Origin of the sequence: Acinetobacter terrestris (assembly GCF_004331155.1) — a bacterium.
In the GTDB taxonomy this organism is placed as follows: domain Bacteria; phylum Pseudomonadota; class Gammaproteobacteria; order Pseudomonadales; family Moraxellaceae; genus Acinetobacter; species Acinetobacter terrestris.
Map to the genome: position 1 here is coordinate 55492 of NZ_SJNZ01000004.1, position 15295 is coordinate 70786.

At 41.7% G+C, this 15295-nt stretch carries 11 protein-coding genes; all 11 read left to right on the forward strand.

Features of this window, described 5'->3' with window-relative positions; translation table 11 throughout:
* Positions 1-21: 21 nt before the first annotated feature.
* The 11 genes from tal (at position 22) to E0H81_RS03665 (ending at position 15294) form a co-directional block, all read left to right on the forward strand.
* The gene (gene tal / locus E0H81_RS03615; protein ID WP_131316593.1) at positions 22-1011 is read left to right on the forward strand and encodes a transaldolase; all 990 of its coding nucleotides are present in this window, start codon (positions 22-24) and stop codon (positions 1009-1011) included.
* An 83-nt stretch (positions 1012-1094) separates the two neighbouring features.
* Complete coding sequence (gene leuE, locus E0H81_RS03620) at positions 1095-1745, forward strand: leucine efflux protein LeuE (RefSeq protein ID WP_131267465.1); 651 nt, start codon at positions 1095-1097, stop codon at positions 1743-1745.
* A 126-nt stretch (positions 1746-1871) separates the two neighbouring features.
* The gene (locus tag E0H81_RS03625) at positions 1872-2741 is read left to right on the forward strand and encodes an IS982 family transposase (RefSeq protein WP_131316595.1); all 870 of its coding nucleotides are present in this window, start codon (positions 1872-1874) and stop codon (positions 2739-2741) included.
* A gap of 324 nt (positions 2742-3065) precedes the next feature.
* The gene (locus E0H81_RS03630; RefSeq protein ID WP_131316597.1) at positions 3066-4553 is read left to right on the forward strand and encodes a hypothetical protein; all 1488 of its coding nucleotides are present in this window, start codon (positions 3066-3068) and stop codon (positions 4551-4553) included.
* Between the two features lie 318 nt (positions 4554-4871).
* On the forward strand, positions 4872-5951 hold the full coding sequence (locus tag E0H81_RS03635; RefSeq protein ID WP_131316599.1) for a patatin-like phospholipase family protein: 1080 nt from the start codon (positions 4872-4874) through the stop codon (positions 5949-5951).
* Between the two features lie 256 nt (positions 5952-6207).
* Complete coding sequence (gene hisIE / locus E0H81_RS03640) at positions 6208-6999, forward strand: bifunctional phosphoribosyl-AMP cyclohydrolase/phosphoribosyl-ATP diphosphatase HisIE (RefSeq protein WP_131316601.1); 792 nt, start codon at positions 6208-6210, stop codon at positions 6997-6999.
* Positions 7000-7009: 10 nt separating this feature from the next.
* Positions 7010-8515 carry an AAA family ATPase gene (locus E0H81_RS03645; RefSeq protein WP_131316736.1) on the forward strand — a complete coding sequence of 502 codons (1506 nt, stop codon included), beginning with the start codon at positions 7010-7012 and terminating at the stop codon, positions 8513-8515.
* A 30-nt stretch (positions 8516-8545) separates the two neighbouring features.
* A complete protein-coding gene (locus tag E0H81_RS03650) occupies positions 8546-9913 on the forward strand; it encodes an ATP-binding protein (RefSeq protein ID WP_131316603.1) in 1368 nt (455 codons plus the stop codon).
* Positions 9914-10278: 365 nt separating this feature from the next.
* The gene (locus tag E0H81_RS03655) at positions 10279-13119 is read left to right on the forward strand and encodes a monovalent cation/H+ antiporter subunit A (RefSeq protein WP_131316605.1); all 2841 of its coding nucleotides are present in this window, start codon (positions 10279-10281) and stop codon (positions 13117-13119) included.
* A gap of 1 nt (position 13120) precedes the next feature.
* Positions 13121-13486 carry a Na+/H+ antiporter subunit C gene (locus tag E0H81_RS03660; RefSeq protein WP_131316607.1) on the forward strand — a complete coding sequence of 122 codons (366 nt, stop codon included), beginning with the start codon at positions 13121-13123 and terminating at the stop codon, positions 13484-13486.
* Positions 13486-15294: a monovalent cation/H+ antiporter subunit D gene (locus E0H81_RS03665; protein ID WP_131316609.1), complete on the forward strand. Its 1809-nt coding sequence runs from the start codon at positions 13486-13488 to the stop codon at positions 15292-15294. The genes E0H81_RS03660 and E0H81_RS03665 overlap by 1 nt, the downstream gene beginning before the upstream one ends.
* Position 15295: the final 1 nt, after the last annotated feature.

Consider the following 15295-nt stretch of genomic DNA (forward strand, 5'->3'; position numbering starts at 1 on the left):
ATAACTTTAAGAACTAGACTAATGACTCAATCTGCCTTAAACCAATTAAAAAGCTTAACCACCCTTGTTGCCGATAGTAGCGACCTTTCCGCTATTGAAAAATTCCGTCCACTGGACGCAACAACCAATCCTTCACTGATCACGGCTGCAGCAAATCAACCTGAAAATAAAGAACTGATTGAAGCTGCATTTGAACAGGCAAGATCTGAAGGTTATAGCAGTGATCTTTTGGTTGAGCGTACGATTGATATACTCACGGTCAAGTTTGGGGCTGAAATTCTTAAGCTGATTGAAGGTCGTGTCTCAACCGAAGTTGACGCATCTTTGTCTTATGATACTGATGAAACAGTTGCTAAAGCCAAGGAACTGCTGGCGCTGTATAAAGCCTATGGGATTGACCAAAACCGTATCTTGATAAAAATCGCTTCGACTTGGGAAGGTATTCAGGCGGCTAAAATTTTAGAAGCCGAAGGTATTCACTGTAATCTCACTCTATTGTTTGGTTTACATCAAGCTCAAGCCTGTGCAGAAGCCAATGTGACGCTGATTTCGCCTTTTGTCGGTCGTATTCTAGATTGGTACAAGAAAGCAGAAAATGTAGATCATTACCCGATTGATAAAGATCCAGGTGTGCTTTCAGTGAAGCAGATTTACCATTTCTATAAACAGCACTGTATTAAAACAGAAATTATGGGTGCCAGTTTTCGCAGCATCGATCAAGTCCTCGGATTGGCGGGCTGTGACCTGCTTACAGTTTCACCAAACCTTTTGGCAGAGCTTGAACAGGATCAACGTGAAGTCGTTCCCCAGCTTTCAACCAATCATGCACAAGCACATTGTCAGCACATTGTTACGCCTTTAACCAAAGAAACCTTTAAGCAGCAAATTGAACATGACTTGATGTCTTCACAACTTTTACAGAGTGGAATTGACGGCTTTATTAAAGCCCGTGATCAATTAAGTACATTACTTCGCCAGTCTTTTGGCTTAGATGCTGAAATACAAGCTTAAAATACCATTATTGCACCATCAAAAAGCCGATTTTGTTATAGTAAACAAGTCGGCTTTTTTGATTGTTTGAGAGTGTATTTATTGTGTTCGGCATCACCGATCTCACCACCTATATTATTGGTACAACCTTAATTGTGCTGTTGCCGGGACCCAATTCTTTATACGTGATGTCCATTGCTTCACGTTTTGGCATTAAAGCCGGGTATAAAAGTGCATTCGGTGTTTATACCGGTGACATTGTTTTGATTTTACTCACCGCTTTGGGTGCTGCTTCATTACTGCATGCTTTTCCCTGGTTATTTATTTTACTGAAAATTATTGGTGCACTTTACTTAAGTTATTTAGGGATAAAATTGCTGATTGCGGCTTATCACACTTGGAATTCAGCACATTCACAAAGAGAAATTGCAACAGTTGAAAAAAATATTGAGCAACTGCAACCCTTTAAAACTGCACTCACCATTAGTATTTTAAATCCTAAAGCGATTCTGTTTTATTTGTCCTTCTTTGTACAATTTGTAGATCCTGCTTATCCCTATCCTGCAATTACCTTTACCGCACTTGCACTGGTATTACAAATTATTAGTATGAGTTATTTAACTGTGCTGATTTTTTCAGGCGCCAAACTGGCAACTTATTTTACCCAGCGCTATAAAGTGACCGCATCCTGTGTAGCTGCTGTGGGTATTTTATTTTGTGGTTTTGGTCTTAAACTCGCCACCTCTACTTTGTAAGTTTTAAATCACCAAAGTGCGAGCTATCCTATTTAACCCGAATCGCGGATAAGAAATTGACTTGAAAAATAAGAAGACTAGAGCCATCAGTTGAGTTACCACACCAAACTCACAACTCTAGTCCTCATGTTCAATAGTACCGAATTATTCTGCATCATTGATGATTTCTTTCTTAAATTTGAAGCAACTTATTGGAAATTTCTCAAACAATGCCATCATTCTGTAAGAATCAGACCTGCTCATCTGTCGATCTCAGAAATCTGCTTTATTGCTATTTGGTACAAATGTTCTCATTTCAATAATTTCAAAGCCTTTTTCACATGGCTGAAGGAAGATAAAAGCCATTTATTTAGTCACTTACCTTGTTATCAACGTATGACTCACCTCATTAATATGCATCAATTGGCACTACATGCTTTACATGTGGCTTTGATGAAAGGTCAACATCGCTCATATTTATGGATTGATTCAACCACTTTACCCGTCTGTAAAAATCAGCGTATTCAACGCCATAAATCTTTAGCCTCAATAGCATCTCGTGGTAAAAGCTCGATGGGCTGGTTTTATGGCTGTAAATTACATATCGCGATGAATCAATTTGGTGAAATCGCTTGTTCTGCTTTATCCAATGGACATATTGCTGACATAAAAATGGTTGAGCAATTGGTTGAGGGCTTAGAAGCAAAGCTCTATGCAGATCGTGGCTATATCAGCCAGGAATTAAAAACCAGGTTAAAAGAACAAGGGATTGATCTGATTACTTATCATCGGAAAAATATGCAGGCTATTCAACTATCTGCATCAAATGGATATCACTTAAAACAGCGTAATAAGATAGAAACGTTATTCAGTTTACTGAAAGGACAATACAATTTAGTGACGAGTAGAGCACGTAGTATGCATGGATTTCTTAGTGGTATTTATGCATCGTTATGTGCATATCAATTATGTCATCAGAATAAGCCAACAATTCAAATTATGGAATCGTTGGCTTAAACAGGATTCGGGTTACAGTATTAAAATTGGTAATAAACCAATGGATCCACTTCTTTGTTTTATAATTTTTTATTTTATCGTTAATAAAAAATTTATTTAACTAAAAATTAAACCACTATTTTTATTTAAGATAAAAAATCTACTGTAAAATAATAAAAATAACAATTAGATACAGCTCAAAAAACATAAGGTTAATAATAATTTAATTTTTAAAATAAGAATAAATGTAACTTTAAAAATTAATAGATATATATATCAACACTTATTTTGATCTATTTTTTTGATATAAGAGAAAGAATAACAATAATAGTAGGACAATAAAAAATGCTGAATAAAATTTCAAAAATTCATGTGTTTACAATTACTATTTCAAGTTTTTTAACTGCTTGTGGTGATGGAGGTGACAATACACAAAGTAGCAATTTCACCCCTACAACCATTAGTGGTACCGCAGTAGATTTTTATTTAAAAAATGCTGATATAAAATTCGATGACTGTGAAAACACCTCTATAAAAACAGATGCAAATGGCCATTTTTCATTTACCACAACCGCTGCTTGCTCTGAGTCTGCTCTTACCATTACGGGTGGTATAGATATTGGTACGAACCTCCCCTTTACAGGCACATTAAAATTTAAAAAAATGGATTTAAAAAATTTAAAAAATGGAACACTGGTGGTTAGTCCTTTAACATCATTAGAATATTTTTTAGAAAAAGCAGGCCAATCTAATCAATTAAATACAATTTTAAAAAATTTAGCTTTGAATAATATTAACAATATTTCACAATTTGATCCGGCAAAAGATGGTGATGCTCATACGATGGCTGTGGTATTTATTTTCCAACAGCTTGCAACTCAAATTGAGGATCACCTACAAACAATTAATAACGATAATGGCTCAACTGCGTTTACGCAGGAACAAGCGGCTCAAATCACTTTTGATGCATTGATTAGTCAACTGTCAACTCAACCCTTATTTACAGCAGGCTCGGCTAAAATTGACTCTGATGTATTGAAAAACATTATTAATAAAGCGATTGATATTGCAAAAGCCCAAATGAATGATCCAAATAACACGATAGATCCAACTTTTTCAGATCAAGTGAGCAGCAACATCATTGCAGTTTCAACTGCAATGGATAGCATTGCTCAGAATGGCGGAACAGGGGCTAATTTATTAGCAGAATTGCAAAAAAATCCTGGCTTACTTGAGAACATTACTGAAACTTTAAAATCACCCGTATATAGCGACTTCTTTTTAGCAAATTATGATATTGCTGCCATTAAAGCTTCCAGTGAGACTCAACCATTAAACATAAATTCTAAAAATCTGAGTGATACTCTAGCTGTACAATTTAAGTTAGCCAATGCAAAATCAGAATTAAATGATATAGTCACTCTCGCCTTCAAATTAGATGGAGGTAATGGTGCATATCACGAGAATTTAAATATAATTTTTAACAATATTCAGGTTAAATTTAATAATCAAGGCTCAATTGTTTCAGCAAAAATACTTAAGAATACAGTTATTAATGTTTCTTCATCTTCAAGAAAGATTCAGCAGCTTCAATTCAGTGTGACCGAAGATACAATCATCAGCTCTAATGGCAAGATTTTTTTAAATGATTTAATCCCCATTAATAGTTATATCAATACATTACCTGTTGGCAGTCTGGTCCAGGTAACTGTTTATATAATCCCCAGCGCTTATACAATTAATCCCCAACTCAATCTATCACAAGAAAGAATCACTATCGGTAATTTAACACTCAAGGGGTCGGCATTGACTGCTTATTTTAAATTAAGTTAATTGATTATAATCCAGCGTTTAAGCTGGATTATTACTTCTGTAATAAAAACTATTTTAGTGATGTGGCTATTTGATAGCTATATCTGGTTTTTATAGAATGGCATAACTGCCTCAAGACTCGATAAACGCTATGGCCTTATATCCCTAGCTGTGCAATTTAAGGGCTTCTAAGCCATTAAAGAGTTGAATCAATGCGGGCTTCTTTTTATGGTTTTAAGTATACAATGACTGATCAGTCAACAACTGATGAGTCTCGCCATTGGGTCTTGAGACACATCGCTTAAAATAAGCGCACACTTGTCTTGTATTGATTCTGCCATGACCCAGATTTTGCAAAAACGTGCGCCTGCATTAAACTTACGTGCTGGTCATCTCGCACGCCAACTAATTGAAAAAGAAGGTTTGCAGGCAAGCTTTGTCGACATTATTCCCGGCGCTGCAGGTGGTCCAAAAGGCATTGGGATTCAGGGTTTGGATCAGGCCATTTTTGGCGATTTCTTGACGCAAGCATCGCAACGTAGAACACTGATTGGTTCATCAATTGGTAGCTGGCGATTTGCCAGTATTTTAGCCTGGGGCGCGAAAGAAGGAACTGAACGTCTTTCAGAACTTTATACCAACCTGTATTTCCATAAAAAAATGTCCCGTCACGACGTCGGCAATATTTGCAGAGCCATGTTGATTGATATGATCCAAGGCAAAGAACAACAACTGGTTGATCATCCGGACTATCATCTTGCAGTGATTTCAATTAAAGCCCAACATATTTTTCAGAGCGATCATTCCCTGCCATTACTGGCCTCTGTGGCTGGCATTATCGGCAGTAATGCGCTTGGCCGTAAGCATAACCGCCTGTTTATGCAGCGCGTGATCAGTCAGCCTGAAATTGGTACACAGTTTAAAGTAGAGGATGACTTTGTTACCCATTATCAAACTTTAAATAGCGCCAATGTCACGCCTTGGTTGATGGCTTCCGCGTCTATTCCAGGTGTCATGGCGGCGATTCGTGATATTCCCGATGCGCCCCAAGGCAGCTACCGTGATGGCGGTTTAATTGACTATCACATCGACCTACCTTTTGAGAGTCAAGGCATTGTGCTGTATCCGCACTTTAGCGACCGCATTACCCCGGGCTGGTTCGATAAAATGTTTAAAAAGCGTCAAGCCAATCCTGAAAATCAGGCACGCACTTTATTGCTTTCGCCTTCACAAGCGTATTTGCAATCGCTGCCGCTTGGACGTCTGCCCGACCGTAAAGATTTCACCTTAAAAGGTTTAGATCAGAAACAGCGTATTCAAATGTGGAACCAGTGCGTGGCGGAAAGCCAGCGCTTGGGCGATGAATTTTTGGAAATGGTGGAAAAACAGAACTTACCGCAATTTATCCAGGATTTATAAAACCGCTTTGAGCTCAGCCGATCCCTGGATGGGCTTAAGGTTCACTGGCCTGTTTCAATCATTTGGTTTTTAATTGGTTTTTGCGGATAAAAATAAAGGAATATATTTACACGAAAAAAATATGCAACTTTGTGATGAGCAAAGCAAATGATCAAGGCCATATTTTTTTCTCAAACAGTCCTGAATCACGTACACTATATAGCTGCGATTTTAATTCGCTCTTTTCCATTTTGAATATATTTTTGGTGAAATTCTCATGAACAACGTGCAATGGCTCGATGAAGTAAAATTTAACGAACAAGGTCTAATCCCTGCCATTGCACAGCATCATCAAACCGGCCGTGTGCTCATGGTCGCATGGATGAACCGTGAAGCTTTGGCCTTAACTGCAGAAAAAAACCAGGCGGTTTACTTCTCGCGTTCACGCCAAAAATTGTGGCATAAAGGTGAAGAATCCGGTCATTTCCAGACCGTGCATGAAATCCGTCTAGACTGTGATGCGGACGTGATTGTGTTGCAAATTGAACAGCATGGCGGCATTGCCTGCCATACCGGTCGTGAATCATGTTTCTACCGTAAATTAACCAAAAATGGCTGGGAAATTGTCGATGCACAATTGAAAGATCCAAGCCAGATTTATGCGGAAAAATCTGCCCATTCACACAATCCACATACCTTAGTTATGAATGCCTCGACTGCTCAATCTGAACAGGTCGAAGTGCTGGATTATTTGGGTCAGATGATGACCGAGCGCAAAGCGGCAGATCCAGATTCCTCTTATGTGGCGAAGCTGTATCACAAAGGCTTAAATAAAATTTTAGAAAAAGTCGGTGAAGAAAGCATTGAAACCATCATTGCAGCCAAAGACTTTAAAGCTGAAGCGAATGAAGACAATAAGAACGACCTGATTTATGAAGTGGCCGATTTATGGTTCCATACCATTGTCATGCTCGGCTATTTCGATCTTGAACCGCAACTGGTTTTAAATGAACTTGCGCGTCGCCAAGGTTTATCGGGATTGGTTGAAAAAGCCAACCGTCAGCACTAAGCCGATGACTGTGTCTAATTCGCAAAAACCGAGCGCAACCTATGAGCAAGCCATTGCCATAGACAATGCGCGTTTGGGCAAATCCTTTAAAGTAATTGCTTATGCAGGCACAGGTAAAACCACCACTTTACAAATGATCAGTGATGCCATGCCCGAACGGCGTGGCATGTATCTGGCCTTTAACAAAGCCATTGCTAGTGAGGCGCAAAGTAAATTTCATCGTGGGGTCGACTGCCGTACTTTTCACTCGCTGGCTTTTCGCAGTGTTCCGCGTGGCGTGACCGACAAACTGCGTTTACCGCGTTTAAGTCCAAGTTTTATCGCCAAGGAATATCGCCTGCAACCGATCACCCTGCGCCGGATGATGGGTGGACGTTATGAAAAATACGTGATGATGCCGAGCCGTCTGGCCAGTCTGGTTGCCAATGCAGTCAGTTATTTCTGTTCGACCAGTTCACAATATCCTGCGCCACGTCATCTACAGGCGCCAAGCTGGTTACACCCAGATGATATTGATGAATTGCAAAAGCATCTTTATCCCGCAGTTGAACGGCGCTGGTTAGAGTCGATTGACCAGAACCATCAAGCCGGAATTGGTCACGATATTTACCTGAAACTTTGGGCTTTATCTGAACCGAATATCCCCACAGATTATGTACTGTTTGATGAAGCACAAGATGCTGATCCATTGATGCTGGGGATTTTACTGCGTCAAAGGAATACCCAGGTCATTTATGTCGGCGATGCCCATCAACAAATTTATGCATGGCGCGGTGCAGTCAATGCCATGAAGCAGCTGCCCCTGCCTGAATCGCGTTTAACCACCTCATTTCGTTTCGGTGAAGAAATTGCCTTGAATGCCAATGCGATTTTGGGTGCTTTAAACGAAACCGTACCTTTACTTGGCAATCCACATCTGCATTCCAAAGTAGTCAATAAACCGCATACCAAACAGCGCGATGCGATTTTATGCCGGACCAATGCCCGTGCGATGGAATTGCTACTGTCCGGTTTGCTGCATGGTGAAAAAGTGAGTCTGCAAGCCGACCATGTTAAATTGAATCGTTTCGTCGATGCTGCCAGCATGCTGAAACAAGGTCGCCGTGTCACCGATGTGCCTGAACTGGCCTGGTTTAATTCATGGCATGATGTGCATGAATACTGTGAAACCAATGATGGCAGTGACATTAAACCGTTGGTGAAACTGGTCGATGATCACGGTACAGATCCACTCAAAAGAGCTTTAGCCCAAATCACCCCGATTGAGCATGCCGACTATATTATTTCGACTGCGCATAAAGCCAAAGGTCTGGAGTGGGATCGCGTGCATATCGAAGATGACTATCAATTTAAGATCAATGAAAAAGATCATAAAATTAGTGACGAAGAGTTAAGATTACTTTACGTTGCCTGCACACGTGCTAAAGTAAGTTTGAATATTCACCACATTTACGATTTGATGCAACAACTGAAAAAGCAGATGCCATTATCGCTGCGTAAAGCTGTGGGAGAATAATTTCAGCTCATTTCGCAATGCAGGTGTTTTATGAAAATCGAATCCGTTCAACTCAAACATGCCCTTCATTTTGCTGACCTCAAGCTGAAATTTAATGACAAACCCATCACCCTGATTCTGGGTGATCAAGGCTCGGGCAAAACCGCAATTTTAAAATTCACTTATCAGGCACTGACCTGGTTTGCTGCACGCTACAAAGACTTTCGTGCTGCGGGCGTGGTAATGCATGATCAGGACATCATGTTCACGCGGCTACAATCCAAAATTGATATTCGGATTCGTATTCCCAATGATATTGGCACTTTAACCGAAGCCAGTGAACCACAAGACAAAGCACTTTCTTACTGCGACTGGCAGCTGTATAAAACTTTAAATAGTCATGGCATAGGCACCAGCAAAGCCGAGACCCAGCAATTGGAAAACTTGGTCGAACTTTATCAAAATGCGATCAAACATGACCAGCTGCAAGGCTTGCCTTTAATTGCCTATTACCCGGCAGAACGCTTTGTCAATGAAATGAATATTCAGAGCAAGAATAATCCGGCCGTTTTCCAGACTTCACATGCCTATGAAATTTCCACTATTCCTTACACCACTTTTAACCGTTTTTTTGAGTGGTTTCGTGAAATTAGTGATATTGAAAATGCCCAGATTGCACAGTTATTTCAACAATTGGTGTCCAATCCATCTGTCCAGAAAAATAGAGACAATGATTTTCTGCAACAACTGGTCAATGCCCAAAAACAAATGAATGCACCGAGCCTAGATGCTTTAAAACAGGCTTTGAACACCGTCATTCCTGCTTTAGACGACATTTACATGCAGTACCAGCCTAAATTGCAGTTAATGGTGAGCTACCAAGATAAAATCATGCTCTATCAACAACTCTCCAATAGCGTTAAAAACTGGATTGCCCTGGTCGGTGATATTGTGCGCCGCTTATCGTTGCTCAACCCGAACAGTCTGTATCCCTGCCTTGAAGGAGATGGGATTTTATTGATTGATGCGATTGATCACCAGCTTGATCAAAATACCTCTCAAGTCATTTTACAGCGCTTGCATCAGGCTTTTCCGCGTTTACAAATTATTGCGACCGGAAACCGGACGGAATTACTGGAACATGCATCTGAATATCAATGCTTAAAACTGGAAAATAAACAGCTCTTTGACATGCAACTGCAACCCTTGCAAGACAAGTTTGATACCATTTATGAAAATCTGGTGTTTAATGAAGAAGTGATTGAAACAGACTCATTGCTTGAACCGGAAGTAGAAAGCGTTACCCCACAAACTCTATTGCAACAGATCCAACAGCATTTAAGCGTGGAACAACAAACCGAATTGCGCCGGTTAATGGATCAGTCAGATGATACTTCATCATCTCATCCCCTGTCATAAGCCAAAAGATTGAATGTCATTCAAAACAGATTCAATATTTTTAAAGCGCCATTTTCAGGAATCATTGTTAAGTGTTCATCTTTTAAGCACTCGACGCCCAGAAAGAATGGATAAGCGTATAATAGTTGCGTGTGCGCAAAAATAATTGATGTTGTTTTACTCATGTAATAATATCGAGTATATTTAAAGTTTTATAGTAAAATCCGATTTTACTATTACTTTTTACAAGTTGCGCAACACAGCTTGTTCTTTCGTATTTTTAATTTGGCTTTCAAGATTGAGAAGTTTGGATGGTTCTTTGCTGTCCTGTAATCCTTGAAAGATAAAATTCACCCTTGGGTTTTTTACAAACCTGATTCACGACAATGGATATGAGTGTGCTACCGATTATTATATTGTTACCGTTAGTATTGGGCACTACCCTTGTCTCGTGGCTGAAGCAATTTTCACGCGGGGCAACGGCTCTAGCGGCTATTGGAGTCAGCTTAAGTAGTCTGATCTTGTTACTGACTCAAGCAAAACATGTGTTTAATGGCGGAACAATCACCCAAACCTGGGCCTGGTTACCCCAGTTAGGTATCGATTTAAGTTTCCGTATGGATGCTTTAGGCCTACTGTTTTCTTTGCTGATTAGCGGTATCGGTACCCTCATTTATATTTATGCCTATTATTATTTAAGCCCTAAAAGTTCCCTAAGCAAATTGTATATATTGCTGATGCTGTTCATGGCGGCAATGCTGGGAATATCACTTTCCAATAATTTAATTTTATTGATTATTTTTTGGGAACTCACCAGTATTTCCTCGTTCCTTTTGGTCGGTTACTGGAATAATTACGAAGCTGCGCAACGCGGTTCACGTATGGCACTCACCATCACCGGGATGGGTGGTCTGGCCATGCTGGGTGGTTTTATCCTGCTCGGTCAAATAACCGGAACTTATCAGATTGACCAGATTTTAACAATGAAGGATCAAATTCAAAGCCATTCATTGTTTGTTCCGACCTTGCTACTGATTTTAGTCGGTGCTTTTACCAAAAGTGCCCAGTTCCCGTTTCATTTCTGGCTACCCAATGCCATGGCAGCACCCACGCCTGTATCGGCATATCTGCATTCTGCGACCATGGTCAAAGCGGGGATTTTCCTGCTGGCACGTTTTACCCCAATTTTTGTCGGTGCCGCGCTTTATCATAATATTGTGACTTTTGTGGGATTATTTACCCTGTGCATGGCAGCCTTTTTTGCCATTTTTAAAGAAGATTTAAAAGGCTTACTCGCCTATTCCACCATCAGTCATTTAGGCTTGATAGTCTGCCTGTTGGGGATTGGCTCACCACTTGCGATTGCTGCTGCAATTTTCCATATTATTAACCATGCGACCTTTAAAGCCGCATTGTTCATGATTGCCGGAATCATTGATCATGAAACCGGAACCCGTGATTTACGCAAGTTAAATGGTATCTGGCAACTTCTGCCGTTTACTGGGACCCTGACCATGATTACGGCGGCTTCAATGGCGGGTGTGCCATTAACCAACGGATTCTTGTCCAAAGAGATGTTCTTTACTGAACTGCTGGCCAATCTTTCTGGTCCAGTGATGATTTTCTCGGCGGTGATGGCTACCCTGGCGGGAATCTTTGCAGTGGCTTATTCGGTACGTCTGGTTCATGGGGTGTTTTTCGATGGCCCGCTGGGACCCAAAGTCCCCAATCAAGATGTGCATGAACCGCCTTTTGGCATGCGTGCACCTGCGCTTTTGCTTGCAGTTTTATGTATTCTGGTCGGTCTGGCCCCTGCCCTTTTGGTTGAAAACATTGTCAATTCAACTGCGCGTGCCAGCACCCAACTGCCTGACTTTGCCGGTACACATCTAGCTATTTGGCATGGCTTTAATCTGCCTTTAGTGATGAGTATCATTGCACTGTTGGGAGGAATCATTTTCTATTTCGCTTTTGCCAAAAGCGGTAGAATCCGCGAAATTGACCTTGATCCCGTACTGGGTAGATTCCAAGGCAGAATCCTGTTTGATTTATTCTTAAAGCATCTGTTACTCAATTCACGCAAATTAAAACGTAAAACTGAAAATGGTTCGCTGCAAAGCTATTTAACCTGGATTGTATTATTTAGTGCGGCCTTGCTTGCCATGCCGCTGATCAATCAGGGCCTTACCACGGGTACCCGTGAATTAACCCATGCGCCTGCACTGGCCATTGTCCTGTGGCTGTTATTGTTCTCTGCCTGCTGGATGATGTTGTGGTTTCACCATGAACGGATTAAAGCAGTATTGATTAGCGGTGCTGTCGGTTTAGTGGTGACCATGGTTTTTGTAACCTTGTCTGCCCCAGATCTGGCTTTAACCCAAATTACTGTAGATGTGGTCACTACCGTACTCTTGCTGATGAGTTTATCGCTGCTGCCACAACTGACCCCTTATGAATCCAGTGTCTCGCGTCGTTGGCGTGATGCGATGATTGCCATTGGTGGCGGTCTCGGGATTGGCTGGATTAGCTGGTTAGTCTTGACGCGTGACCATAACTCGATTTCATGGTTCTTCATGCAGCAATCGATTCCACTCGGCGGTGGTACCAATGTGGTCAATGTGATTCTGGTCGACTTCCGTGGTTTCGATACCTTTGGTGAAATTACCGTCCTCGGTATTGCAGCCATTGGTGCCTTATGCTTGATGGATGGCATGCGTACACATGGTACAACCATTACACAAGGCTTGACCTATCGCTTTAATCCATCTCCGTTGATGTTCCGGATTACTGCATCCTGGGTTTTACCTTTGGCGCTGGTGGTGAGTTTATATATTTTCCTTCGCGGTCATAACTTGCCGGGCGGTGGATTTATTGCCGGCCTGATTACTGCTTTAGCTTTAATCATCCAATATATTGCCCTAGGTCAAGATCAGGCAGAGCAAATGCTGAAAGCCCAATCCGGACGTTTATATGAAATCTGGATTGGTTCAGGTTTGGTCATTGCCGGACTGACCGGATTAGGCGCCTGGTTCTGGGGACGTCCATTCCTCACCAGCGCACACATTTACATCTCACCGCCAATTTTGGGTGAAATGCACTTGGCTTCTGCTGCCTTATTTGATGTTGGCGTCTATGTCACCGTTGTCGGTGCAACCATGCTGATGATTTCGGTCTTAGGCGACTCACGTCACTCCAGCATGGCTGGCCCAGTACTCCAGGGAGAATAAAATGATCAGTATAGAATTTTTGCTCGCCTCGGCTATTGGGTTACTGGCTGCAACGGGAATTTATCTGATTTTACGTGCCCGTACTTTTCCGGTGGTTTTAGGTCTGGCCATGATTGGGTATGCGGTCAATTTATTCCTGTTCGCGATGGGACGGATTCAGGTCAATGCTCCGGCGGTTCTGACTGAAACCACTAAAGCCACCGATCCCCTGCCCCAAGCCCTGGTGTTAACCGCCATTGTGATTGGTTTTGCGACCACGGCTTTTATTGTGCAACTGGCTTTGCGCAGTCGTTATGAAACAGGTACAGATCATGTTGATGCTAAAGAAGATATTGTGCCGATTGACCCGCGTGAGGATCAGCCTTAATGAATGCTGTCATCCAGTTTTGGACTGAACATAGCCCTATTTTTAGTATTTTAATTCCAGCTTTTACTGCTTTTTTATTGGTTATTCTGGGGAATCCGGGCGCAGGCGCATTGTCTGGCGATTGGCGTCAACCTTGGCGTCGTGGAATTAGTTACGTTTCCTCAATTCTAGGTTTAGCTACTGCGATTGTTTATCTGATTTCGGCCAGCAGCGGTCAAATCAGCACTTATAATTTAGGTGAATGGTCTGCACCTTTCGGGATTGTTCTGGTTCTGGATCAACTCTCTGCATTAATGATCGTGCTGACGTATGCCTTGGCGACCCCGATTTTATGGTTTGCCAGTCATGAATGGGATATACGCGGCCGTTATTTCCATGCCATGTTCCATTTCTTGCTGATGGGTTTGTGCGGTGCATTCCTGACAGGTGACTTATTTAACTTATTTGTGTTCTTTGAAATTTTGTTGATGGCCTCCTATGTCCTGTTGGTACACGGACAAGGTAAGGCACGCTTTCAACTCGGCATTCATTACGTCACCATTAACTTGCTGGCCTCTGCCCTGTTCCTGATTGGACTTGGCATTATTTACGGCAGTGTCGGCAGTTTAAACATGGCAGATGTCGCACGCTTAATTCCCCTATTAGAACCAGATCAGCATAAACTTGCCGTCGCGGGCGGCTTGTTGTTATTTGTGGTCTTTGGGATTAAAGCCGCCATGTTGCCGGTCGGTTTCTGGTTACCGAAAACCTATGCGGTGGCAACGACACCTGTCGCAGCCATTTTTACCATTATGACCAAAATGGGCATCTATGCCATCCTGCGTGTTAATGGCACCATCTTTGAAGATGATTTAAGCCACAGCATTCTGGCAAACTGGTTGCTTCCGATTGGTTTAATCACCTCTCTCTACGGTGCAATCGGCGCGATTGGGGCAGAACGCTTGCGTCGTTTTGTCGGTTTTATGATTCTGTCCTCGATCGGAACCATCTTGATCGCGATTTCGCTGTTTAATACCTTGGCATGGGCGGCAGCACTTTATTATTTAGTCCATAGCACCCTGATTGGGGCTGCATTTTATTTGCTCTCGGGCTGGATTACTTCACAACGTGGCGTATTCAAGGACCATTTCAATATTGCACCACAAATGAAACAACACAAAGTGGTGTCATTGGTGTTCTTTTTAATTGCTTTGATGATGGCAGGCTTACCTCCATTTAGTGGCTTTTTGGGCAAGGTCTTTATCTTGCAAGCCACTTCACACTCACCTTATCAACTGGTGATTATTGCTGTGGTACTGATGGTCAGCTTACTGAGCATTATTGCCTTTACCCGAATTGGCTTTGTGCTGTTTTGGCGTGCTACTACACCCGAAGACAATGCCACCACTGATGAGTTTAAAATCTATCAGGCTTTGCCTGAGCAATCGCCTGCACGAAATGACAAAACCATCTATTTACTGCTTTCAGGCTTAATCGTATATATGGTTTGTGCCAGTCCGATTCAGCGCTATATGTTTAATACGGCTGAACAAATCCAAAATAATGCCTTGTATGAAGGGATCATTCTGCATAAAGATGCCCTTAATCAGGTGATTAGCGTTCAGCCTTATAACCCTGAAAACCTGCCTGAAACCAAATATGGGGGTGAAAGCGTAGATCCAAATGCACATCTCATTCCTTATTTGATTCCCACAGAGACTCTAGAAGGTGAACACATTTCAGAGTATAAGCAGCGTCAAATTGAAGAGCAGAACATGCAGAAGGCGGTTCATCCGGATGATGCCAAGCTTAAACCTAGGGAGCCTTAAA